Genomic DNA, 24213 nt, shown 5'->3' with positions numbered 1-24213 from the left:
AACAGGCATAAGAAAACAATGTGATCATACTCTTTGGCCGCAAGTTTTACGCGGTATATGCGGGGAATTGCATCGTGAACGCTCATGCGAGCGCAGCTGTTGAGGCGGCAGGGCTTGATTCAAATCCGATGCTCGGTATCGGTCTCAAGATTGCTTCCGTTGCCGTCTTCGTGGGCATGTCCACAATGCTCAAGGCCGCTGATGGCGTGCCGCTCGGGCAGTTGATTTTCTTCCGGTCCTTTTTCGCGGTGATTGCCGTTCTGCTCTATCTGCAATGGCGCGGGCAGCTTTCCGGCGCGTTTCGAACGCAGCACGGTTTCAGCCATTTCTGGCGGGGGCTGGTCGGTGTCTGTTCCATGACGATGAGCTTCTTTGCACTGATGAAACTGCCGCTGCCCGAAGCAATCGCCATCAATTATGCCTCGCCGCTGATCACGGTGATTCTCAGCGCGATCATTCTGCATGAAGTCGTGCGGTTTTATCGCTGGAGCGCGGTGCTGGTCGGCCTGTTCGGCGTGCTGGTGATTATCTGGCCGCGAATGACACTGTTTTCGCAAGGCAATGTCGGCCAGGATGAGGCGATTGGAGCGTTGGCCGCATTGGGCGCGGCTTTTACATCCGCCATCGCCATGCTGCTGGTGCGGCGTCTGGTGCAGACAGAACGCACGGCAACAATCGTGATCTATTTTTCGCTCTCGGCAAGCGTCATTGCGCTGGTCAGCCTGCCTTTTGGCTGGGTCGTGCCCAGTTGGACGCAACTGGCTCTGCTTGTCGGTGCCGGTTTTGCGGGCGGTATCGCGCAGATTTTGCTGACCGAATGCTACCGGCATGCGCCGATGTCCACCATCGCGCCATTTGAATATACGTCGATGCTGCTTGGCCTGTTTATCGGCTTTCTGCTGTTTGGCGATGTGCCGACGCTGGAAATGCTCGTTGGCAGCGTCATCGTTATGGCGGCTGGGGGTTTCATCATCTATCGCGAACACAAGCTCGCGCTCGAACCGCATAAGGTCAACGCGCCGCAGGGGCAGTAAAGATCAGCTCGTCGTTTCCTGCGGTCCTTCAGAGCGCGGATCAAGCTGCATGGTTTCCGGCGTGGACTGGCCGTCTGGCGTGTGGAACTTGTACTCGGTTTTCTGTTCGCTGATCGCCGGGCGTTGCAGCCTGCGAATGCGCCAGAAGGCATGCAGGCCGTAAACGCCAAACGCGATGGCCATGGTCACGAAGAATCCGGAAGGGCCGATGGCATCCATCAGCGGACCGGAAAGCGCGGGGCCCACAACGCTGCCCACACCGTAGATGATCAGCAATCCGCCGGAGATTTTGACGAATTCGCTGGCGTCGGCATAGTCATTGGCATGCGCGACATTGAGGCTGTAGATCGGATAGATCACCGAGCCGAACAGGAACATCATCGCGTAAATCGCATAGGGCGCGGTCGGGTGAAACAGCACCATGACCATCGACAAGGCGAAGCCGACGATACCGGCCAGCACCATGACATAACGCCGGTCCACGAAGTCGGAAGCGCGACCGAGCGGATACTGGAAGATTGCACCGCCGATCATGGCGCAGGCCAGCATGGTCGCAATGCCGAAGGTCGAAAGACCGTTCATTTCGCCATAGATCGCGGCAAGAAAGTTCCACGTACCGGCGACGATGCCGGCAATCAGCGAGCCGACGGCAGCCGCGGGCGAACGGCGGTAAAGCCCCTTGATATCGAGCGAAACCTGTGTGAGCGGGTTTGGCGACTGGGCGCTGGACAGCGCAGTCGGCAGCAGGGCGCTGGCATAGATGATCGCGCAGATGATGAACAGCGTCTGGGTCATCGCATCGCCGAAGGGCAGAATATATTGTCCGCACATCAGGCCGAGCATGGTGATGATCATATAGATCGAAAAAATGCGCCCGCGCGATTCATTGGTCACGCGCTCGTTCAGCCAGCTTTCGATAATCATATAGCTGCCTGCGAGCGAAAAGCCCGCGACGCCGCGAAAGATCATCCAGGCCACCGGGCTGACCACGAGCGCATGAAACAACAGCGCCATCGACAGCAATGTCAGTAGGGCGGAAAACACGCGCACATGACCGACGCGCCGCACCAGATGCGGCACGACGATGCAGCCGATGGTGAAGGCCAGCGAATAGCTTGTGCCCATCCAGCCGATCGTCGTGGTGGACCAGCCTTCCATTCCGCCGCGCAGCGGCAGAAGAATACCCGCGAGCCCACCGGCAAGCAGCATCAGGAACGTGCTTGCAAGCAGGGCGGCGATGGGCAGGAGCTGGCCAGCCATAAAGTACTCCGAAAGGAAAAGTCTGGATTTTAAAGCTACTTGTCGCCGTCTGGCGCTTTGGCAAGCGGCGAAATAGAACAAGTTTGCGGCATGTTGGTGACAAGCATTGCTCTGATGAGCGCATCCCGAAAAGTGTGAAACGGTTTTCGGAAAAGATGCGCGTTAAAACAAACAATTAGAGCGCCGATCTGATCCAATCAGATCGAAACGCGCTCTAAGCGAGGCGATGACACCGAAAGGCCGGAATATCAATTGCGTAATTCGTCTAATTTCAACTTTACGGACAGAAAGTCACGCCAGGCAAAACGCTTCTGTGCCGGTGTGCGCAGAAGATAGGCGGGATGCAATGTCGGCAGAACCGGAATTTCCATGCCCGACGGCGTGCGATGAAGTTTCCAATTGCCGCGAAGCCGCAATATGCCCTCGGTTGCGCCGGTCAGCGCCTTGCCTGCCGGGCCGCCGAGCGCGACAAGTATTTTCGGCGCGGCAAGCTCGATCTGCCGTTCGATGAACGGGCGGCAAAGCTCGGTTTCCAGCGGCGTCGGCGTGCGATTGCCCGGCGGACGCCAGGGGATCGTATTGGCGATATAAACGCTTTCACGCTTGAGACCGATGGATTCGATCATCCGGTTGAGAAGCTGGCCGGATTTGCCGACGAAAGGCAGCCCTTCCATATCCTCATCCCGTCCCGGCGCTTCGCCGATGAACATAATGTCGGAGAAAGGATCGCCATCGGCAAAGCAAAGGTTCTTCGCGGTGAATTTCAAATTGCAGCCGTCAAAGGCCGCAAGCTTCTCGCGCAGTTCGTCCAATGTCGCAGCTTGCGCCGCCGCCTCACGGGCCAGAGCGATCTGGGCCGTATCGGGCACATCGGCCGCGGCTTGGACAGGTCTGCTTTCCGGCGAGGGGGTTGCGGCGGGCGAGGGTTGTTGCCAGTTTTGCGCACGGCTTTGCTGGTTGGGCTGCTGCTGTGGCGGCCGAGGGCGCTCTGCAGCCTGCATGTCCGGTCGTGGTGCGGCGGGCGCACGCAGTGGCTCGGCAAAGCGGTCAATCGGCGTTTCCGAGAGCGGCATGTCAACGCCCGCTTCCGCATAGAAGCGGAGCAAGCCTTCCATATCCAGTATCTCGCGGCCATCAGTCATTTTGTACCTCAATAGATGAGGTGGCGAATTTTGACCGCGAATGCAAGAGCGCGTCGCGCTTTTCACGATCAAACCGCCGACTAACACTACAGTTGCATTCTTCGTGATGCCGGTCTGCAACGAGCAATTTCCTGTGCTCCGGTGCTCGAAAATCCCTCGTTTCACCGCGGCGTGACGAATTTGCAACTGTAGTGCTAACCACTGGAAGCTTGCCGGGGAGGTGAAAACCACTCCGGTCGCGACAAAAAATCCGGCGCGCCGATTTCAAACAATTGAAATTGACGTTTACGTCAAAGTAAATATGATTAAACGCGGTCAGACGCCGATTTTGGACAATTGGACGCATTTGCGACGGTGGCCAACTCTGTAAGAGGTTAAGGCGAATGACGGGAACAGGTAAATCCTACCGAATGCCATCCAATACTGGCCAATGCGCTGGTTGATGGGTATTCACAAGTGGTTTATGCGTAAAAACAATTGGATGCATCATCGACACTATCGTAGTGAAACGGCGATGTCATACCGAACGGAGGGATGAATGTCCGAAGCCCCAGAACATGCGAACCAGGAGCTTCCAGAACGCGAGAGCATGGAATTTGACGTTGTGATCGTCGGCGCGGGCCCTGCGGGTCTGGCAGCGGCGATCCGCCTGAAGCAGGTCAATCCAGAGCTTTCCGTCGTGGTCCTTGAAAAGGGTGGGGAAGTCGGTGCGCATATCTTGTCGGGCGCGGTTGTCGATCCGGTGGGCATCGACCAGCTTCTGCCGGATTGGCGCGACGATGAGGGGCATCCTTTCAAGACGCCGGTGACGGACGATCATTTCCTGTTGCTGGGGCCTGCGGGTTCCGTGCGTTTGCCAAACTTCGCCATGCCGCCTTTGATGAACAATCACGGCAATTACATCGTGTCGCTCGGCAATGTCTGCCGCTGGCTTGGCACGAAGGCGGAAGAACTGGGCGTTGAAATCTATCCGGGCTTTGCCGCAACCGAAGTTCTCTACAATGACGAAGGCGCGGTCATCGGTGTTGCCACCGGCGACATGGGCGTCGAGCGCGACGGCACGCATGGGCCGAACTATACGCGCGGCATGGCGCTGCTCGGCAAATACACGCTGATCGGCGAGGGCGCGCGGGGTTCGCTGGCCAAGCAGCTGATCTCGAAGTTCAAGCTGGATGAAGGCCGGGAACCGGGCAAATATGGTATCGGCCTCAAGGAATTGTGGCAGGTTGACCCGTCCAAGCACAAGCCGGGACTGGTGCAGCACTCGTTCGGCTGGCCGCTCGACATGAAGACCGGCGGCGGTTCGTTCCTCTATCATCTTGAAGACAATATGGTTGCGGTCGGCTTTGTGCTGCATCTCAACTACAAGAACCCGTATCTGTCGCCGTTTGAAGAATTCCAGCGTTTCAAGACGCATCCGGCGATCCGGGATGTCTTCGAAGGCGGCAAGCGCCTGTCCTATGGCGCACGCGCCATCACCGAAGGCGGCTTCCAGTCGGTGCCGAAACTATCCTTCCCGGGCGGCGCGCTGATCGGTTGCTCGGCAGGTTTTGTAAACGTGCCGCGCATCAAGGGCAGCCACAATGCGGTTCTGTCCGGCATTCTTGCCGCCGACAAGCTGGCGGAAGCCATCGCAGCCGGTCGCGCCAATGACGAGCCGGTCGAGATCGAAAACAGCTGGCGTTCCAGCCTGATCGGCAAGGATCTGAAGAAGGTCCGCAACGTCAAGCCGCTGTGGTCGAAGTTCGGCACGGTAGTCGGCGTTGCTCTGGGCGGTCTCGACATGTGGACCAACCAGCTGTTCGGTTTCTCGTTCTTCGGCACGCTCAAGCATGGCAAGAACGACGCGCAGTCGCTCGAACCGGCGGCAAAGCACAAGAAGATCGACTATCCGAAGTCGGATGGTGTTTTGACTTTCGACCGTCTGTCGTCGGTGTTCCTGTCGAACACCAATCATGACGAGAACGAACCGATCCATCTGCAAGTCCGCGACATGCAGTTGCAGACGACGTCGGAACACGATGTTTTCGCTGGCCCATCGACGCGCTATTGCCCGGCAGGCGTCTATGAATGGGTAGACAAGGACGGTAATTCGGCTGCCGACCCGAGCGCTAGGGATGTTCGTTTCGTCATCAACGCGCAGAACTGCGTGCACTGCAAGACTTGCGACATCAAGGATCCGAACCAGAACATCAACTGGGTGCCGCCACAAGGCGGCGAAGGACCGGTCTATGTGAACATGTGATGCGAAAAGGCGGTCCGAGACCGCCTTTTTCTATTGAAGCATAACGGACTGCGTTTCCGGTTCGTCTTCGTCCGGGCGCACGGGGGCTGGCACGGAGAAGTCCAGCCGAACGGGCAGGTGATCCGAACCGGCGTCTTCGCGGGCTGCAACCTTGGGCGAAACAATGTCGGAGCTTGTGAAAACCTGGTCGATGGGCAGGCCGAGATAAGGCGCCAGCGACACCGGTAGGAAGGAGGGGAACCAGCTACCCCCGATGCCTGTCATATGTGTCGTTTTCGATGCAGCTTCGACCCGGCGCACGGTGTTGCTCCACGCCACGGCGTTCAGATCGCCAGTGATGATCGTCGGCCCGGCCAATTCTTTCAGGCCCGGTTCTATGAAGCCAAGCTGATAGGGCTGCCAGCGCGGCCACGGCCATGAAAAATGCAGCGACGCCACGTTGATATACGTGCCGCCGAGATCGACGGGGGCGATGGCGAGCACGCCGTCACCGATACATACAGGCTTACCGCCTTCAACGAAGGGACGGCGGGACAGAATACCCACGCCCCAGGTTCGCGGGTCTTTCCGGCAGTGCAGGCGATAGGGATAGGTCGCCTGAAGAATATCGAGCCATTGCGTCCACTGCTCGCTGGCTTCCTGATAGGTGATGATGTCCGGCTTTTCGCGGGCGATCATCTGCAAGATGCGCTTTGGCTCCGGATTATCCTCACGCAGATTGATCTGAACGAGGCTATAGCGCGGCCCCGTTGTTTGGGCCGTCGTCGCACCCGCCGAGCCGCTCAGAAAATCACGCGCCATGCCGAGTGTGGTGCTGAGCGCCATGATGGCGAATAGCAGCAGCATCGCGCCTTCGCGCCGCATTTTGGTGAACAGCAGCGGCAGGGCCAGCACGATCATCAGAACCACCAGATGCGCCCGAAAATGCGAAAATGTATCGAGCGCCGGATGGACCGCGCCGAGAAATCCCAGCACGAGCGGGACGGATACCGCCACGGCGGCAAGCAGCAACAGGAAGGGGATATTCTCACGGCTTTTCGACATGAGATGCCTTTAGGGATGGAATACGGCGTGATGATGGAAGGTGGAGGGAAGGGAGTAGGGGAATAAGGCAGTATGTTAAGAGCGCCAGTTGTCGCCAACCAACATATTGTCCTACTGCCTTACTGCCCTATTGCCTTCTACTGGAACGCCGTCTCGTAGAAGCTTCTGAGCTTGCGCGAATGCAGCCTTTCATCCGGCATGGCGGCGATTTTTTCCACCGCACGAATGCCGATGCGCAGGTGCTGCGCCACTTGCCGCTTGTAGAACTCGGTGGCCATGCCCGGGAGCTTCAACTCGCCATGCAGCGGCTTGTCGGAGACGCAGAGCAGGGTGCCGTAGGGCACGCGGAAGCGAAAGCCGTTGGCGGCGATGGTGGCCGATTCCATGTCGAGCGCAACAGCGCGCGCCTGCGAAAGACGCTGCACCGGGCCGCGCTGGTCGCGCAGTTCCCAGTTGCGATTGTCGATGGTGGCGACGGTGCCGGTGCGCATGATGCGCTTGAGATCGTAGCCTTCGAGGCCGGTGATTTCTTCAACCGCCTCTTCCAGCGCGACCTGAATTTCCGCCAGCGCGGGCAGGGGAACCCAGACCGGCAGGTCATCGTCGAGAACGTGATCCTCACGCATATAAGCGTGGGCCAGCACATAATCGCCGAGCTGCTGGCTGTTGCGCAGGCCAGCGCAATGGCCAAGCATCAGCCAAGCATGCGGACGCAGCACGGCGATATGGTCGGTGATCGTCTTGGCGTTGGAAGGCCCGACGCCGATATTGACCATGGTGATGCCGGAATGGTCGGAGCGCTGCAGGTGATAGGCGGGCATCTGCGGCAGGCGTCCCAGTGGGGTGCCGCTGCTCGGCGCGGTTTCGCCCGCACGGGTAATCAGGTTGCCCGGTTCCACGAATTGTTCATAACCGCCGCCACCTTGCGCCATCAAATCGCGGGCGTAGGCGCAGAACTCATCCATGTAGAACTGGTAGTTGGTGAAGAGCACGAAGTTCTGGAAATGCGCCGGGCTGGTCGCCGTGTAATGTGCCAGCCGGTGCAGCGAATAGTCGATGCGCTGTGCCGTGAAGGGCGCAAGCGGCATCGGTTCGCCGGGCGCTGGCTCGAAATCGGCATTGACGATCTTGTCGTCGGTGGCCGCCAGATCCGGCACGTCGAACAGATCGCGCAGCGGATGCTGAAAGGCGCTGGCGACCGAGGCCTCCACATAGGTGCCTTCCATGAAGGCAAAATGGATCGGAATCGGTGTGGATGATTCGCGCACCGTCACCGTCACGCCGTGATTGCGCATCAACAGGCGGATCTGTTCATTCAGATAATGATCGAACAGATCGGGTCGGGTGATGGTGGCGGAATAATCGCCCGGCGTAGAAACATGGCCATAGGCCAGACGCGAATCCACATGCGCGAAGCTCGATGTGGAAAGGCAAATCTCGGGGTAGAAGGCGCGGTATCGCTGCGCCGGAATTTCACCGCGCGCAACTTTCTCGAAAGCATCGCGCAGAAAACCCGTATTGCGCTCGTAAAGCTTTTGCAGGGCGGCAACCGCCGCACTGGCATCGGTAAACACCTCCGGATCGACCGGCGACGGTGTTTTGATTTCATTGAGAAATGGTTGTTCGATTCGCTGTGTCATGGCCTAGTATAGCAGAGTCCATGACCATAAAATGAAGCAGTTTATACGGTTCGCTGCAGGCTGACATAAAGCACAAGCCCGATGCCGCTCATCTTGGTGTGCTGACCAATTTGTGTATAGGCAAAGGTCGCCGCCGGGCCGGTGAAAATCGCGGTGAAGAGGAATACTCGCAGGGCTATCCCTGCCGTGGAGCGGATGTTGGCGATCATGGCCGTTGTCCCGGCTTGGTCTGGACGGAAGCCAGCGGGCCAAAGACCGTCTTGTCGCGGTAAGTGTCGTGTTTCCTGTCAGCGAACAGGCCAGCGACAATCGCCAGTCCGACGATGAGCAGCCATGTAATCGTCAAGCGCCTCAACAACATGAAAGCCCCCGAAGGTTGAAATCTGTCCTTGTTGCTGCCCAGTTTAGCGCGTGTGCCTGAACCGCTGCTGAGGCCGCCGTTCATGCGCGGTTCAAAAATATTGATGTTCCCTTAAATGCGCCGCATTGGTCTTGTGCCTGTCGAAATGGGTCTTATGTTTCCCATCATTGGAAAGCGGAGAATGCGGGAAGCATCTGCCGCGCACTCTCGAACGAGTTGGAGGAAAGCCCATGGTTGAACAGACAAAGCCCATCGAGCTGTACTATTGGCCAACGCCGAACGGCGTCAAAATCAGCATCATGCTGGAGGAACTTGGGGTTCCCTACGAGGTCAAATATGTCAATATCGGCAAGGGTGATCAGTTCAAACCGGACTTTTTGAAGATTGCCCCGAACAATCGCATGCCGGCGATCATCGATCCCGAAGGGCCGGGCGGCGAGCCGATCTCGGTTTTCGAATCCGGCGCCATTCTCCAGTATCTCGGACGCAAGTTCGGCAAGTTTTATCCCACGGATGAACGCAAGCGCGTGGCCGTGGAAGAATGGCTGATGTGGCAGATGGGCGGACTGGGTCCGATGTCGGGTCAGGCGGGGCACTTCCGTCTCTATGCGCCGGAAAAGGTGCAGTACGGCATTGACCGTTACACCAATGAGGTCAACCGACTCTATGGCGTGCTCAATCGTCAGCTCGAAGGCAAGGATTATATCGCAGGCGAATATTCCATCGCCGACATGGCCAGCATTGGCTGGGTGAATGCTTTCAAGAATTACGAGCAGAACCTCGATGATTTCCCGAATCTGAAGCGCTGGCATGAAACCATGAATGCGCGTCCGGCTGTCGCGCGTGGTCTGGTTGTCGGGAAGGAAGAGCGCGAAAAATCCAATCTCGCCAACGACAAGGAAGCGCAGAAAATTCTCTTCGGCCAGAAGGCACGTTAAACAAGCGATTGTAAAAAGGGCGGCTGTTCAGGCCGCCCTTTTCGTTTGGAAACTGTTGTCGGCGATTATTGGCGCGTCAGGCTTTCGCTCTTGCAGATCAGGCCGCCAAGCACGCAGCCCGACAGTGAGAGCGTGTTGCCCTTGACGGATGCTTTGCCCGTATAGGTCTTGCCTTCGTCAAGCTTGTTCACCTCGCCCTTGTAGTTGCCATCCGTGCCCGACATGGTGCCGATGGACTTGCCCTTGTATTCGCCGGTCATCACCGTGCCGCAGAATTTGTTGCCGCCGCAGGCCGCATAGCTGATGATGGTGCCGTTCGGGCGCTTCCAGCTGCCCACAATGCCTTCCTCCGCCAAAGCGGGCGCGGCCAAGCTGGCTGCAAGTGTCATTCCAAGAATAAGAGTGCGGATCATTCATTCCTCCCAAAGCGCGCCGGTCCCTCCATCGGGCGGTGGCGCAAGCCGCTTCATTCATTGCCCTGGCGCCGCAACCTGGGTCTCCGTTTGATCACCGGGCCTCAGTTCACGCCACTCACCATGACGACAGTGTTCTCCCCATATCGTCATGTTTTACGCAAACGTAAACGTAAACGAGATTTCGCGCGAGCGGAAGGGGAATTTTCGCACTCGTGAGAGTGTCAGGCGAGGGGATTTCTTGCCGTGTGTAAACACCCGAATGCACCATTCCCCTGACCCGAGATTGTCCTATGGTTATCATCCGGTTTCTATGCATCGAACGGATTTGAATCGATTTTTCGAAAAAATCCAGCAATCCGCGAGACTTGGATGTTTAACAGAATCCCAAGTTTACACCTTGTTGGGATTTTGTTGGTCAGACGTTAAGCATCTGGTTTAACGCGCATTTCAGCCCTGATCCCTATTCTCGACAGCATGAACGGAACGACAGAGACGGCAGTTTCAAAGCGGTAACAACCGCCACGAAAGAAAGACCGGACGGTTCTCGGGATTTAACAGGGACAAAGAAAAATGGCACAGTTTCAGAGCTTTACGCAGCAGCAAAAGATCGCATCGCAGGACCGCATTCTTCTGGAAATGGGCATGAAATATGCAATCGGTCGTGATTGCGAGATCGACGTGGTCGCAGCTCATAAGTGGCTCAACATCGCCGCCATTCGCGGCAATGAAAAGGCCGCACGGATGCGCAATCAGGTAGCCGCAACCATGAGCAAGTCTGAACTGGCCGCAGCCCTTCGCGATGCGCGCGAATGGATGACCACGCACTGATACTGCGAAAGTCACAACCGGAAACAAAAAGCCGCCTTCGAAGGCGGCTTTTGTGCGTCAGCTCATGCCGAGATAGCGGCCCGGCTTGTGATTGATTGCAACGATGAGGTTCATCGCCACTGCGCCGAGCAGTGACAGCGCCATATTCTGCCACGGGATGAAGAACAGCGATGCCAGCATGATCAAAAGGTCAAGGCCGAGCTGGAACCAGCCCGCCCGAATTCCATATGCGTCCTGAAGATAGAGCGCGAGAATGTTGACGCCGCCGACGCCAGAGCGGTGGCGGAAAAGCGCCAGCACGCCCATTCCCATCAATGTCCCGCCCATCAGCGCGGCAAACAGTGGATTGACGGCACTGAAATCGACGCTTTGCGGTATCAGCCAGGCAAAGCCCGACAACATACCGACTGCCACGAAGGTGCGGAGTGTGAATGGCCACCCCATGCGCCGCACGGCGAAATAATAAAAGGGCAGGTTGATCAGGAAATAGAGCAGGCCGAAATTTGTGCCCGTCGCATATTGAATGAGAAGGGCAATACCGGCTGTGCTGCCGGTCATCAATGTTGCATGACTGTAAAGATTGATGCCGAGCGCGATGAATGACGTGCCGATGAGCATGGCCATGGCGTCTTCATAAAGGCGATGACGGTCGAGGTTCATGACACTGGGCGCGCCAGCAAGCGGAGCGGCGCTATCTGCGATATCGGCCACGTTCGGACTCCAACGGAAAGAGCCGGGAAACCGGCTCAAAAGGTCAAAAGCCGGACGGAATCCGGCGCTCGTTCAACAGATGGTTGCGCTGTGCCGATGGGGTCGTTGTTGCGATGATCGCACACGAGCGTCAAGTCTTGGGAGACCTGCGGAATATAACAGCGAGAAGGCCGCTTGGCATCAGTTGCAATATTGCTATTTTAAGCCTTCCTTTAATGGCTCGCTACATTTTGGCGAGTGTTTGCTTCTGTTTTGTTTCGCGGCGCATGCTGTCGAGAAATGTGTCTACTTCACGGGGGCTGCGTAAAACACGCTTTATCAGGTGATTTGGGGCCTGTTCCACGAATTTGAGCGCACGGATTCGTCCATTTTTACGATAATCGACCACCCATTTGATGAAATCCCAGTCGAAACGCTCCGGGCAGCCATCGCCCATATCCGGTCGCGTGCGGCCATGATATTTCGCGATGCGCCGGATAACCCGCCAGAGACGGCGACCAGTCGAGATGTCGAGGAAGATGAGCAGATCGGCGCGTGACGCGCGATAGGGCATGGTATGGCTGTGATTGCCTTCAAAGACCCAAGCATCGCCGTCCGCCGCCTCGTTCGTCAGGCGGGCGATTTCATCGAGCGGACGCATCACCCAGCCGGGCTGCCAATAGATGGTATCGATGTGGACGACCGGAAGGTGCAAAAGCTCACCCAGCTCCCGTGCCAGCGTCGATTTTCCCGAACCGGCGCCGCCGATGATCATGATCCGCTGTATCATCTCTCCTCATCCTTAATGCAGTTTCCGCTTAAATAGAAAACGGTCAATTTGATGACGTTACTATGTCGTTACTATGAAGGCGGCAACCATAACGGGCCGAAAATGACCGTTAGAAAATTTGTATTGCCGGGACCTGTAATATTAAGCAAACGATTGACAGTCAATTTCGCCGGGAGCAATGTTGGCATGGAAAGGAATGAACAGGAGCAACAGGTTGAGCCTGATTTCTTCTTAATTCCAGCATATGCGGAGAAAGATGAAATTTCTGGCATATGCAAAAGAGATTGGTCGGGAAGCATCAATCCGGTGTCTCGCGATCCAAGGGGCCGTATTCGATAGGGAGTGACGCAATGTCCATTCGAACCATCACAGCTTTGGCAGGCACCGCCATCATTATGGGTGCAGCGGCTTTCACCTTTTCGTCGCCTGCAAGCGCGCTGACGATGAAGGAATGTAGCGCCAAGTATCAGGCTGCCAAAGATGCCGGAACGCTCGGCAATCTGAAGTGGAACGACTTCCGCAAAGCACAGTGCGGTGACGATGCCGCCGCCGCACCGGCTGCTGCCCCGGCGGCACCCGCCGCCGCAGCGCCAGCCGCCAAGGCGGCAAAAACTGCCGCTCCTGCGGCTGACGACAGCGCCAAGGGCCTGACGATGAAGCAGTGCAGCGCCAAGTATCAGGCTGCGAAGGATGCAGGCACGGATAATGGCGTGAAGTGGAATGATTTCCGTAAGGCCGAGTGTGGTGCCGGTGCTGATCCGGTTGCTCTTAGCACGGATGGCAATAGCGAACCTGCTGCACCGACGGTTGCTGCACCGAAGGGCGTCAAGTTCCCGACCGCCGTTTCCGCGAAATATTCGAGCGAATCGGCTGGCAAGGCGCGCATGCACACCTGCCTTGATCAATATCATGCATTGAAGGATGCCAATGCGCTTGGCGGCCTCAAGTGGGTGCAGAAGGGCGGCGGCTATTACAGCCTTTGCAATGCACGCCTCAAGGGCAATTCCTGATCTAAAGCATGTCTCCCGAAAGTGGGAACCGGTTTCGGGATAAAGACATGCGTAAAAACAAAAACTTAAAGCGTGTCGCGTTCCGTCATATTTACGCGACACGCTTTAAGAAGAAGGGGCCGTGAGGCCCCTTTATTTTTGTCGTGAAAACCAGCCGGTCAGCGCAACGCTTAGCCATCCGAGGATCATAAGGCTTCCACCTGCCGGTGCGGCAAGGGGAAAGAGCCGATTGCCGGTGATGTCGCGCATAAAAAGATCGCCGCAGAAGAGTGCGAGGCCGACGATCAGAAGCGCGCCGCCGATTGTGGCTGCGCGACTTGCAGGCGCGGTCACGGCCAGCACGAGCAGGGCCGGGGCGTGCCCCAGAAGCAAGGGTGCTATACTGCCCAAATGATTTTCGCCGCCATGGGCCGCACCGGCATAGGCTGCGATTGCTAGCGCGCCGCACAGTCCGCCAAGCGTGCTGAAAAGAACGTTATGGGGTCTGCTATTCAATAAACTGAGCATGCTGGCTCGCTGTTCAAACGGTTTCGGTGCTTTTGATGGACTGGCGGGCATCTTCCAGTGCGCCGGGCAGGGCGGCTTCGAAAACATCCAGCTGTTCTTCGATCCCCACACTCACACGAATGCAGCGGTCGAGAACCGGCGCACCCGGTTTGCGCACGAAAACATCGCGCGCGATCAGGCCATTCAATATGGCGGTGGCAAACGCTGCGTCGTGACCGCAATCAATGGCCACAAAATTGGTTGCCGAAGGAATGGCGCTCAGGCCGTTGGCTGCGGCAATTGCTGCGATGCGATCACGGCCGGCATGAATTTTGCCGACAACATCCTTGAGATAGGCCTGATCTTTCAGCGCCGCTATGGCTGCCGCCTGTGCAACACGGTTCACGGCGAAATGGTCACGGATCTTATCGAAAGAACGGATCGCTTCAGCGCTGCCGATGACATAGCCGCAGCGAATCCCGGCCAGCCCATAGGCCTTGGAGAATGTGCGCATGCGCAGAATATTCGGACGGTCCGTTTCAAAAGGCGGAAACGCCGAATCAGGTCCCGTTTCGCAATAGGCTTCATCCAGAATGAGCATCGTTGTTTCCGGAACGCCATCGATGAATGACTGAATATCGGCGCCTTCATGCCAGGTTCCCATTGGGTTGTCGGGGTTGGCGACATAAACGATGGCGGCATTTTCGCGTTTTGCAGCGGCGAGCAGGCCGTCCAGATCCGATTTGTCATTGCGGTAAGGAACCGTTACCAACGCGCCGCCATAACCTGCCACGTGATAGTTGAAGGTCGGGTAACCGCCCAGCGAGTTGATGACCTTGTCGCCTTCGCGAACATATTGCCGAACGACCAGCCCAAGCAAAGCATCAACACCGGCACCAGGCATGATATTCTCTGCTTTTACGCCATGATGGGCGGCGATGGCATGGCGCAGTTCGTAATTCTCCGGGTCGCCATATTTCCAGACCTCTGCGGCCTCGCGCTGCATCGCTTCGATCACCGAAGGTGCTGGGCCGAAACTGCTCTCATTAGCGCCAATGCGGGCCTTGAAAGGTCTGCCGCGCTGCAATTCCAGCGTTTCGGGGCCGACAAACGGCACGGTTGAAGGCAACTTTTCCACAAGCGGCGTGAGGCGGGGTGATCCCATGGCGATATCCAGTCAGCTTTCCGTCAGGCATTGAAGGCGGCTTGGTCGGGCGAAAGTCCGCCGTTGCTACCGCATGGCCGTTCGTCCTCCCGTTGATCAGGCATAGCAAGACCTGTCCGCCTGTTCCACCAGAATGGTGAGAAAAACGCGTTTGGTGGCTCATTTGCTGGCTATGAAAATGGAAGGGTGTGCAGGATGAGCGACAGTCACAACGCGACTACCGCATCTCTTTCAGTTGGCGGACAAGCCCTAACGATCCCGATTATTCAACAGGTGCCGTTGCTGCAGTCAGAAGGCGAGGGGGAAGCTCTTTCGGGTGCGGGTTTTAAACAATAGCCAGCAAAAGCATTTAGAATCTAATTTATTGATAGCCGGCGCGGTTGTTCTACTCGTCCTACGGGTGTCTGGCGGAAGCGAAGGATGAAGAAGAATGTGTGACCGTAAGGACTATTTTTTTTGTGCCGCTCAGTTGAATAAGTGCGCTTACTTTCCCGACCTGCAACGGCAGACGAGAATAGAACTCGATGTGAATGATTTCATTTCCAGCGCTGTGGCGAAAAGGCGAAGTCGTTGAAGACCAAAGACAATGCGTTAGTTCACAAATCCGCAAACGACGGGCGCCGGCGTAAACAATCATTTATCTAATTGTTTTTGCTAAACAAATAGCACATCAAAGCTTAACAGAAATCAGGCAGCATACCGATTTCTTTGCAGCGCCGCTTCGGACGTCTGCCGGAAATCCCTAGTGGATCTCCAGCACTTTCACACAAGAATCGAGGTCATGCGTTGCCAGATGCGCATATCGCATGGTCATTTGCAGTGTCTGATGGCCGAGCCACATCTGCACACGGCGGATATCGATCCCACCGCGAACGAGACGCGAAGCGCAGGTGTGGCGCAGAATATGCGGTACAACCTGATCGTCAGTGCCCAGGCCGACTTCCATCTTGGCTTCATTCCAGATATGGCGGAACCGAACTTGGTTGAGCATTGAGAACGGGCCTTTGAGGCGCTCATGCGCAATTTTCGTCGCTTTTCCCGCGCGGCGGGTGAGTGGAACGGTACGGCTTCTGTTGGATTTGGTGAGCCAGAAGGTAACGCGATGGTCCTGCAAATCATTCCATGTCAAACCGATGGCCTCACCGAGACGGCAGCCAGAATCAACAAGGAATACTGCAAGACGGAAACTGTCTTCGCAACGCGATTTGATCGCCGCGAACAAGCGCTTTTCTTCCTCATATTCGAGGAAACGGATGCGCCCGACCCGTTCTTTCTGTCGGACGAACTCCGGCAGACTATAGATATCCCCCATTTTATGCGCCTTTCGCAGCAGCTTGCTCAGCGCAGCCATCTTTCTGTTGATGGTTGCATTGCTGTTGCCGCGCTCACGAAGCGTGCCAATAAGGGAATCAAGCATTTCCTGATCGAAACCTGAAAAGCGTTCGCCCTTCAAAATTTCGTCGATCTCACCGAGAAACGACCTAACATTATACTTGTGCGAGCCGTCATCCCACAGAATGTTTATATATTTTCCCGTCAGCTCGGCGATAGAAAATTTCTCTACGAGCCTGTGGTTTTGGCTTCTGTCGGATGCGTAGTTCAGATTGTAGTCGATAACCGGTGCATATTTCTCACCTGATCCGACTATCGTTTCCCCAATAGTTATCATTTTGCGCCCCCCGGCATTCCTCGGGTTGCACAACTAATGGAATAATTAAAGAAGCACAAGATAAGTAGGCTAATTTTATGCAGAGACATGGTGCGATCCTTGTTTCAGGCCCCCCGTTTGTCCCCATCTTTCTGTTTCTCGGTAACTCCCTCATCGCCACCGGTCGAAATCCCCATTTCGAAGCGGGTGGTTTCACAACTCTGTGAACAACGATTCTATGATTGCAGACGCCAGCGGTTTCCCGCTGGCGTCTTTGGCTTCATGCTCGAACTGATTAGAACGAACGCTGGAAACGGACCATGCCGCCGAAAGCGCTGTCGTTGTCTACGAGATCACGGTATTCGCCACCGAACTTGGTGTAGGAAACTTCTGGCGTAATGGTGAAGCCAGGAACCAGTTGGTAAGCAACGTTAGCCGTAACTGCGGTCTTGCCCCAGTCGTCATGCGCGCCCTGAATGTTGAAGACGGCCTTGTCGGTTGCCTTGAACTTCAGACCACCCCAGACAGCCCAGTCGCCGCCCCACATGCCGTACATCTGCAACGGAGATTCTTCCGAAGAATATGCACCCTGCAGCCAGAGCGAGAAGCGGTCGGTAATGTTGACGTCGCCGCGAACCTTGGCGGCCCACTCTTCGATGACCGAGTCGTAAGCCACGACGCCGGCGATCGAACCCCAGCCGCCTGCATATTTCAGGCCGCCGACAACGTGTGGCATGTAGCCGTCGATAACGAAGCCGTCGTCACCCTGTTCGAGAGCGATCACAGCCGAGAAGCCGTTGCCACCGGTGAAGGTGTACGAGATCTTGCCCGTGCGATAGCCGCCAACTGCGACCACGTCATCGTTGATGACATCGCCGAGGTAGCCGGTGAAGGTCTGGAATTCCGACTCATCGATACCGACCTTCAGGCCGCCGAGCTCGATATAGGCGAACTGAAGAGCAACGTCTGAGCCTACACCGCCCCAGAAGGTATCTTCGTCAAACCGATAGCCGCCATAATAACCGTCGTGACGGGAATTGGCCGCGCCGTAGTTGAAGCGGGTTTCCGTATAGGTCTTCAGCGTACCGTATTCAGTTTCCGAAGCGGTCGAGGTGCGGAGCGCGAAACGAGCGCCCTTGTCCCAGCCCTTACGGTCTTCGCCGGTGTAAACATTGTCGCCGCCCTTTACGTCGTAACGGACGTAACCATGGATGCGCAGGCAGGTTTCGGTGCCTGGGATGTAGAAGTAGCCAGCGCCGTATGCGTCGCAAACGCGAACATATTCAACGGCTTCGGGCTCTGGCGCGACGATTGCGTCGGCAGCCTGAGCGCCGGAAGCTGCAACCAGAGCTGCAGCGGAGCCGAGAAGAAGGCTCTTGATGTTCATTTCTGACCTCCAGTCAAGAATCGAAGGAAACGCAGAAAATCTTTATATATCAATGCGTTGGAGATTTTAGAGATTCAGAACGTCAAAAATTGTTCGTCGTGTGCGGACTGAAATGAACGCCGAGAAACGGCTCAGTGCGGCAATATCGTCTGTGATTTGGGGAAGGAATTGATCGCTGACTACAGCGCGTGGCGGAGAGGATGGGATTCGAACCCACGAGACCCTTATGAGGTCTACTCCCTTAGCAGGGGAGCGCCTTCGACCACTCGGCCACCTCTCCGGTAAGGGCGAGATAGCCGGTACGCCGTGGCATTTCAAGCGATTTACGCAACAGCTGGTAAAATTTCCTGCGAATTACGCCCTTTATATATAAGGCAACCATGGTGCAGGCCGGAATTGCGGCGTTTCAGGGCTTCGCTATTCATTGGTTTGTCGCACAATAATGCGATTCAGAACCCAAGAGATTCGGTCTCGCAAAAGAGGAATCATCCCTTCACGCCATCTGGAGAACACTTTTTGCCCCAGGCGGCGAATGACGGGATCTCAACGCATTATGGGCGTCCAACTTAAAAAAATGTACGTTTTCAATCGTTAAGATCGATTAATCTCGGTTCACTAATGTTAATAAAGTCTAAAGAACACCAGCCAAAGCTGACAATTTCGTGTCTTTTCTGCAACAACCATTCTGCATAGAGGCCTCGTTAAGGCGAGGAAGTCGTATTCGCAGTTGAAACGAGGGAGCGGGCGAGTATCTTCACATCCAGAAGAAGGAGCGCTTCGGGGCGACTTTTTCACAAGGGGATGGGGACAGGTTGTCCTTCAGCCAAATCAAAATGCCCAGACCCGTTTTTAACTTTGACTGGAGGTCAGAAATGAACATCAAGAGCCTTCTTCTCGGCTCCGCTGCAGCTCTGGTTGCAGCTTCCGGCGCTCAGGCTGCCGACGCAATCGTCGCGCCAGAGCCCGAAGCCGTTGAATATGTTCGCGTTTGCGACGCATACGGCGCTGGCTACTTCTACATCCCGGGCACCGAAACCTGCCTGCGCATCCATGGTTACGTCCGTTACGACGTAAAGGGCGGCGACAACGTTTATTCCGGTCAGGACCGTGAAGGTTGGGACAAGTCGGCTCGTTTCGCGCTCCGCACCTCGACCGCTTCGGAAACCGAACTCGGTACCCTGAAGACGTTCACCGAAACCCGCTTCAACTACTCGTCGAGCAATTCGCGTCGCGATGGTTACTACGGCGGTCAGGTTGATGAAAACGGCGACGCATTCGGCGGCACCAGCTCCGACGTTGTAATGCAGTTTGCTTACATCGAACTCGGCGGCCTGAAGGTCGGTATCGATGAGTCGGAATTCCACACCTTCACCGGCTACCTCGGCGATGTCATCAACGATGACGTGGTCTCGGCTGGCGCATACCGCACGGGCAAGATCTCGTACACCTTCACCGGTGGCAATGGCTTCTCGGCTGTGATCGCTCTCGAACAGGGTGGCGATGATGATGGCGGTTTCTCGAATGGTTTCCATGACTATTCGATCGACGGCTACATGCCACACGTTGTTGGCGGCCTGAAATATGCAGGCGGCTGGGGTTCGATCGCCGGCGTCGTGGCTTACGACTCGGTCATCGAAGAGTGGGCTGCCAAGGTTCGCGGCGACGTCAACATTACCGACCGCTTCTCGCTCTGGCTGCAGGGTGCATATTCTTCGGAAGAATCTCCGGACCAGATGTACGGCCAGTGGGGCGGCGACTGGGCTGTCTGGGGTGGTCTGAAGTTCAAGGCAACCGACAAGGCTGTCTTCAACCTTCAGGGCGCACATGACGACTGGGGCAAGACCGCAGTTACGGCTAACGTTGCTTACGAACTGGTTCCTGGCTTCACCATTACGCCAGAAGTTTCGTACACCCGCTTCAGCGACGACTGGCGCTCCTTCGACGGTGGCATCACCGAAAAGGACGCTTGGGGTGGTATGGTCCGCTTCCAGCGCTCGTTCTAATCCTCTACGGATTGGTTACAGGAAACCCGGCAGCTCAGCTGCCGGGTTTTTTGTTGTTCTCTGATTCGAACGGCTCTTGCATTTGTGGAATGTCCTGTCTTTGTACGAACAAGCTATCGAAATGCGCCGCTCGGAAGAAGCGGATCAAAAACACGGAAGGTGAGGCGACATGAAAAGCTGGTTCTGGCCGGGGCTAACGTGGACCGCAACACTGACGGCGCTGGCGTTGTGGTTTGGTGTGGATCATGTCCAGACCGATATTTCCGCTCGTACCTCTGCAGCGCTGGCACCTTTCGTTTGGACGGGCTTCGATATTGAAGGCCGCGATATTACGGTGAAGGGCATTGCGCCTGACCCGGAGGCACAGGAGGCAGCGCGTGCTGCGTTGCGCGCGGTATGGGGTATCAACGATATCACAGACCTTACATCGGTTCTGCCTGCCACCTCGCCTTATGTTTTCAAGATCGAGAAGACCACTGACGGCCTGGTCTTTTCAGGCTCTATCCCTGAAAACGCGTTGCGCGACGAGATCATGGAAGCTGCCGAAGGCGTGGCGCCGGGCCTGTCGCTCGATGACGAAATGGCTCTGGCGCGCGGAAGCTGGCCGCAATTTTCCGACGGTGTTCGTTTCGCGCTCTCTTTGACCAAAGGTCTTTCTGAGGGCGAGATAACGATTACCGATGGATCGCTTTCGATCAAGGGGAAGGCGGCAAGCGCCGATGAATACCAAATATTGGCCGATATTCTGGCCAAGCCGCTCCCGTTCGATTTGAAGCTGGGGGCATCGCAGGTGGCTCAGCCGTGATTCTATCGAATTAAGCTTCCGTAACGGCAGGCGTTCAAGAGACTTTCCTGTTCGAAATTGACAGTTTCGCTGTTTCAAATTTTGCTTTCTTATTATGACTGATGAATGGGAACTGACCCATGAAACCCAGTGCAGGTTTTGATGCTTTATCTTGCTGAAACATTCTGGCCCGTTCTTCTCGCGGCGGTATTGATCGGGATCGTAGTCGGATGGCTGGGCGATCGTAAATAAAGCAGCTGCCGATCTGGTTCGGCCTGCAGGAGATAAGATGCGCTCAATCAATAGGTTATGGCGCGTGGCGTATAGAGTGCGAGGGAAACCGACATGCCGTTGCTGATTATTCAACTGGCGATCCTTGTTGCGGTGGCGTTTATCGTCGGATGCGTTCTGGGCAAATTTTTCAGCCGCAAGAACAAGGCTATGACTGACGAGGAACGCACGATTGTCGCGGCTGCGCTTTCGACGCCTGCTGTGGACCAGAAGCCTGAACCTGTTCAGCCCGTCGCCGCTCCGGCAGAAGCCGCATCACTCCCGAAAGATAAGAAGCTGGAAAAAGTCCGTGCGCCGCAGAAAGCTCCTGTGCCTGACGCGGAATTTGTTGGCGGACCTCTGCCGGTTCCAGCCGCCCAGCCGGAGGACCAGAGCGAGCCGGAAGATCCGGGCCGTCCGGAACTGCTCGACGCGCCGCGTGAAGGCAAGGCCGATGATCTGACCGCGATCAACGGTATCGGCAAAGCCATCCAGACGATGCTGAACGCGCTTGGCGTTTATCATTATAATCAGATCGCAAGCTGGTCGGATGCAGAATCTGCGTGGATCGAACGTCATATCGGGTTCCCGCGCCGAATCGTGCGTGAAAACTGGATCGGGCAGGCGAAAAAGCTTGTTGAGACGACGATCAAGCCAGCAGCCAAACGACCAGCCAGAGCAAAGAAGGCTCCAGCTAAACCAAAGGCCAAGCCTGCGAAAAAATCCCAAGTGTAATCTGTCCGTGCGAGAGCATTTCCAGCAAAAGTGCGAAGCGGTTTTGCGTTCGGAAATGCGTAAAAACAAAGACTTAGAGCGGTTCCGACGATTCCGCCAAAACAGGAACCGCTCTAACGGCGCCCGTGAACCAAATCTGTTTCGATATCGGCAGAACCGGTCAGGCGCGCTTTATAGACTTCGTAATTTTCCATCACGCGCTGCACGTAATGGCGTGTTTCGGGATAGGGGATACGCTCGATCCAATCCACGACCTCATCAATCGACTGGCCGCGTGGATCGCCGTATTTCTGGACCCATTCGGAAGCACGGCGCGGCCCGGCATTATATCCGGCAAAAGTCAGCACATAGGAACCGTTGAAACGATCGAGCTGTTCGCCAAGGAAATGCGCGCCGAGCGTGGCGTTATAGCCTGCGTCGCTGGTGAGGCGCGGCGCGGAGAAAGCCATGCCATTGCGCGTGGCCACGCTCTTGGCGGTCGCAGGCATAAGCTGCAACAGTCCGCGTGCGCCGGCCTTGGAAACCGCACTGACATTGAACTCGCTTTCCTGGCGCGCAATGGCATAGGCAAGCGCTTTGCCTGAGCCGCTGATATTGGCGCTGGCCGGGATTGCGCCGAGGGGATGTGACAGCGCACCGACATCAAGCCCGCGCATCGCGGCGGTTTTACCGACCCGCAGCGCCAGATAGTGATTCTCATTGCGCTCCGCCATGACTGCCAGCAAAGCCAGTTCACCGACGCTATCAAGTTCTTGCGAAAGCTGCGTATAGATGGATGTCGCCTTGGCTGCATAGCCGATCTGTTCCAGACGCTTGATCGCCTGCACCGCGTTGCGGCTGGCAAAGCGAGCGCGATCCGCATCTGTTGGTCGCGGATAAATCAGTTCAGGAGCTTTCTCATCCAGTTTGGCGGCGGAGAGCTGGCCATAGAATGTCGTGCCGAAATGGGCGGAGCGGCGATAATAATCGCGTGCATTGCCGCCACTTCCCGCGTCGGCTGCGCGCCCAAGCCAGTAATAGGCGCGCGATGCGGAAATGGGTCGGGCGGAGATTTCGGCAATTTTGGCGAAATGCGGTGCGGCAGTCTTGGGCTGTTTGAGCGCGCGCAAAGCATACCAACCGGCATGAAATTCTGCATCGGCAGCAGCCGTTGGTGATTCTGCAGCATGGGCTGCGACAAGCTTATAAGCGAGCTGCGGTTTTCCAAGATCAAGCAGTTCCCGCGAAAGGATACGCCGCTCGGTCCACCATGCGTCTGGATCGACCAGCATGGCGGCCTGACGTGGCGCTTTCAACATCAGATCGGTGGCATCATCATAGCGTTCCGCGCGACGAAGATAGCGAATCTTCAAGAACTGATAGGCCGCATTCGCCTGCCAGGAGCGATCGACGGCGGCAATCGTTGCGGCTGCATTGGGCGACTTCTGGGCGACGGCTGTGAAGGCATTATAAAGCGACTGGGCCTGCGCGGGCCCGGCAAGAAGCTTGGCCGACTGTGTGCGGTCATTATAGATCGCGCGAAGAAACCGACGCTGATGGTCTTCCCGTGTCAGGACGCCATTGAATTCCCTAAGCACTTTCTGCTCGTCATCGGGCGAAAGACGCTGTGTTGCCCACCAGGGAGACAGGAGTTCGCGCGCTTTTGCGGGATTGCCGATGCTTACATAGGCGCGGGCGAGCACGATCATGCCTTCGGTGGTCACCGGGCGACGGCTGCCAAATGCCGCCATGACGGTTCCGGCCGGCGGATTTTCCTTGAACAGAGCGCGTTCCGAATTGCGCTGAAGCGTGGCAATGCCGGGCCAGCCGGACAGTTCGGCGGTCGCGGCGGCGATTTCACCGCTTGTAACGCCGTCAATGCCCGAGGTCGCAATCGCCCAGGTCAGAATCTGACGGTCGAGCGATCCGCGTGGCATGCCGTTGCGAAAGGCAACCGCACTTGCCACATCTTTCGAATAAAGCGCGTCCAGCCCGCTCTTCAGCGTTCCGCCAATGGCCGCTGGGTTTTCCACGCGCCTGAATGACGAAGTGATAACCGGATCGGGCGGTGTGGGACGCGGCGTCGGGGTCACCAGATTCATCGGCGATGCAGGAGACTGCGCTGCGGCGGGCGCAAAGGGACGCGCGAGCGGCGTCGGCACTTCGGTCGGCAGTGACGATTGCGCAAGCGAAGCCGTCGGCTGCACCGCAACCGCAATAAGGCAGCCTGCAAGCAGGGCCTTTCGTCTGATACTGATCGCTACGACTTCTTTAAACATCCGCACTCTGAAACAAAAATCCGGCCAGCCGGGACTTGGTTGCTGCAAAATATGTTAGCAAAATCCGGCTTTTGTTAGC

The 24213-nt window shown here is 56.6% G+C and carries 22 protein-coding genes and 1 tRNA gene; 8 read left to right on the top strand and 15 right to left on the bottom strand.

All coding sequences use genetic code 11. The features are described from left to right. The first annotated feature begins 74 nt into the window (after window positions 1-74). A complete protein-coding gene (locus JAU75_RS04060) occupies window positions 75-1034 on the top strand; it encodes a DMT family transporter (protein WP_199054772.1) in 960 nt (319 codons plus the stop codon). 3 nt (window positions 1035-1037) lie between these two features. Here JAU75_RS04060 and JAU75_RS04055 read toward each other — a convergent pair whose 3' ends face one another. Both JAU75_RS04055 and JAU75_RS04050 read right to left on the bottom strand, forming a co-directional pair. Beyond that, entirely contained in the window at window positions 1038-2294 is a 1257-nt protein-coding gene (locus JAU75_RS04055) for an MFS transporter (protein WP_199054771.1), read from the bottom strand. A 248-nt stretch (window positions 2295-2542) separates the two neighbouring features. Continuing rightward, entirely contained in the window at window positions 2543-3436 is an 894-nt protein-coding gene (locus JAU75_RS04050; protein ID WP_199054770.1) for a uracil-DNA glycosylase, read from the bottom strand. A 538-nt stretch (window positions 3437-3974) separates the two neighbouring features. On the opposite strand from JAU75_RS04050, the gene JAU75_RS04045 reads away from it, so the two are divergent. Further along, a complete protein-coding gene (locus JAU75_RS04045) occupies window positions 3975-5681 on the top strand; it encodes an electron transfer flavoprotein-ubiquinone oxidoreductase (protein WP_199054768.1) in 1707 nt (568 codons plus the stop codon). Between the two features lie 30 nt (window positions 5682-5711). Here the strand turns inward: JAU75_RS04045 and JAU75_RS04040 are convergent, their stop codons facing one another. The 4 genes from JAU75_RS04040 to JAU75_RS04025 form a co-directional block, all read right to left on the bottom strand. Beyond that, a complete protein-coding gene (locus JAU75_RS04040) occupies window positions 5712-6725 on the bottom strand; it encodes an endonuclease/exonuclease/phosphatase family protein (protein WP_199054766.1) in 1014 nt (337 codons plus the stop codon). Between the two features lie 137 nt (window positions 6726-6862). Further along, on the bottom strand, window positions 6863-8365 hold the full coding sequence (locus JAU75_RS04035; protein ID WP_199054759.1) for an AMP nucleosidase: 1503 nt from the start codon (window positions 8363-8365) through the stop codon (window positions 6863-6865). A 41-nt stretch (window positions 8366-8406) separates the two neighbouring features. Then, window positions 8407-8574, bottom strand: coding sequence for a hypothetical protein (locus JAU75_RS04030; protein WP_199054750.1), 168 nt, complete (start codon window positions 8572-8574; stop codon window positions 8407-8409). Continuing rightward, window positions 8571-8726 (bottom strand): hypothetical protein, encoded by a 156-nt coding sequence (locus tag JAU75_RS04025; protein ID WP_199054748.1) that lies wholly within the window; start codon window positions 8724-8726, stop codon window positions 8571-8573. The genes JAU75_RS04030 and JAU75_RS04025 overlap by 4 nt, the downstream gene beginning before the upstream one ends. A 230-nt stretch (window positions 8727-8956) precedes the next feature. Here JAU75_RS04025 and JAU75_RS04020 point away from each other — a divergent pair, with 230 nt between their 5' ends. Then, window positions 8957-9664, top strand: a complete 708-nt coding sequence (locus tag JAU75_RS04020) for a glutathione binding-like protein (RefSeq protein ID WP_199054746.1) — start codon at window positions 8957-8959, stop codon at window positions 9662-9664. A 65-nt stretch (window positions 9665-9729) separates the two neighbouring features. Here the strand turns inward: JAU75_RS04020 and JAU75_RS04015 are convergent, their stop codons facing one another. Further along, entirely contained in the window at window positions 9730-10077 is a 348-nt protein-coding gene (locus JAU75_RS04015; protein WP_199054744.1) for a DUF2147 domain-containing protein, read from the bottom strand. Window positions 10078-10650: 573 nt separating this feature from the next. On the opposite strand from JAU75_RS04015, the gene JAU75_RS04010 reads away from it, so the two are divergent. Continuing rightward, window positions 10651-10908, top strand: coding sequence for a sel1 repeat family protein (locus tag JAU75_RS04010; RefSeq protein WP_199054742.1), 258 nt, complete (start codon window positions 10651-10653; stop codon window positions 10906-10908). A gap of 57 nt (window positions 10909-10965) precedes the next feature. Here the strand turns inward: JAU75_RS04010 and JAU75_RS04005 are convergent, their stop codons facing one another. Together JAU75_RS04005 and JAU75_RS04000 are read right to left on the bottom strand one after the other, a co-directional pair. Beyond that, window positions 10966-11619 carry a YitT family protein gene (locus JAU75_RS04005; protein ID WP_199054741.1) on the bottom strand — a complete coding sequence of 218 codons (654 nt, stop codon included), beginning with the start codon at window positions 11617-11619 and terminating at the stop codon, window positions 10966-10968. Between the two features lie 223 nt (window positions 11620-11842). Then, window positions 11843-12388 carry a DNA topology modulation protein FlaR gene (locus JAU75_RS04000; RefSeq protein WP_199054739.1) on the bottom strand — a complete coding sequence of 182 codons (546 nt, stop codon included), beginning with the start codon at window positions 12386-12388 and terminating at the stop codon, window positions 11843-11845. 350 nt (window positions 12389-12738) lie between these two features. Between JAU75_RS04000 and JAU75_RS03995 the strand changes: the two genes are divergently transcribed. Beyond that, complete coding sequence (locus tag JAU75_RS03995) at window positions 12739-13398, top strand: antifreeze protein (RefSeq protein WP_199054737.1); 660 nt, start codon at window positions 12739-12741, stop codon at window positions 13396-13398. Window positions 13399-13530: 132 nt separating this feature from the next. Here JAU75_RS03995 and JAU75_RS03990 read toward each other — a convergent pair whose 3' ends face one another. From JAU75_RS03990 to JAU75_RS03970, 5 genes are all read right to left on the bottom strand, one after another. Continuing rightward, complete coding sequence (locus tag JAU75_RS03990) at window positions 13531-13905, bottom strand: DUF423 domain-containing protein (RefSeq protein ID WP_199054735.1); 375 nt, start codon at window positions 13903-13905, stop codon at window positions 13531-13533. 13 nt (window positions 13906-13918) lie between these two features. After that, on the bottom strand, window positions 13919-15049 hold the full coding sequence (locus JAU75_RS03985; RefSeq protein ID WP_199054734.1) for a pyridoxal phosphate-dependent aminotransferase: 1131 nt from the start codon (window positions 15047-15049) through the stop codon (window positions 13919-13921). Between the two features lie 742 nt (window positions 15050-15791). Further along, window positions 15792-16718 carry a site-specific integrase gene (locus JAU75_RS03980; protein ID WP_199054733.1) on the bottom strand — a complete coding sequence of 309 codons (927 nt, stop codon included), beginning with the start codon at window positions 16716-16718 and terminating at the stop codon, window positions 15792-15794. Between the two features lie 274 nt (window positions 16719-16992). Continuing rightward, the gene (locus JAU75_RS03975) at window positions 16993-18084 is read right to left on the bottom strand and encodes a porin (protein WP_199054732.1); all 1092 of its coding nucleotides are present in this window, start codon (window positions 18082-18084) and stop codon (window positions 16993-16995) included. A 189-nt stretch (window positions 18085-18273) separates the two neighbouring features. Beyond that, window positions 18274-18364, bottom strand: a tRNA-Ser gene (locus JAU75_RS03970). 592 nt (window positions 18365-18956) lie between these two features. Between JAU75_RS03970 and JAU75_RS03965 the strand changes: the two genes are divergently transcribed. The 3 genes from JAU75_RS03965 to JAU75_RS03955 all read left to right on the top strand — a co-directional run bounded on the left by JAU75_RS03965 (window position 18957) and on the right by JAU75_RS03955 (window position 21876). Beyond that, window positions 18957-20087: a porin gene (locus JAU75_RS03965; RefSeq protein ID WP_199054731.1), complete on the top strand. Its 1131-nt coding sequence runs from the start codon at window positions 18957-18959 to the stop codon at window positions 20085-20087. Between the two features lie 169 nt (window positions 20088-20256). Next, the gene (locus JAU75_RS03960; RefSeq protein WP_199054730.1) at window positions 20257-20892 is read left to right on the top strand and encodes a hypothetical protein; all 636 of its coding nucleotides are present in this window, start codon (window positions 20257-20259) and stop codon (window positions 20890-20892) included. A 324-nt stretch (window positions 20893-21216) separates the two neighbouring features. Next, on the top strand, window positions 21217-21876 hold the full coding sequence (locus JAU75_RS03955) for a 50S ribosomal protein L21 (protein ID WP_199054729.1): 660 nt from the start codon (window positions 21217-21219) through the stop codon (window positions 21874-21876). A gap of 113 nt (window positions 21877-21989) precedes the next feature. Here the strand turns inward: JAU75_RS03955 and JAU75_RS03950 are convergent, their stop codons facing one another. Continuing rightward, on the bottom strand, window positions 21990-24134 hold the full coding sequence (locus JAU75_RS03950) for a lytic transglycosylase domain-containing protein (protein WP_199054727.1): 2145 nt from the start codon (window positions 24132-24134) through the stop codon (window positions 21990-21992). Window positions 24135-24213: the final 79 nt, after the last annotated feature.

The sequence above is a fragment of the Ochrobactrum sp. Q0168 genome (assembly GCF_016427605.1).
GTDB lineage: Bacteria > Pseudomonadota > Alphaproteobacteria > Rhizobiales > Rhizobiaceae > Brucella.
This window is presented reverse-complemented; position numbering and strand designations above follow the sequence as displayed.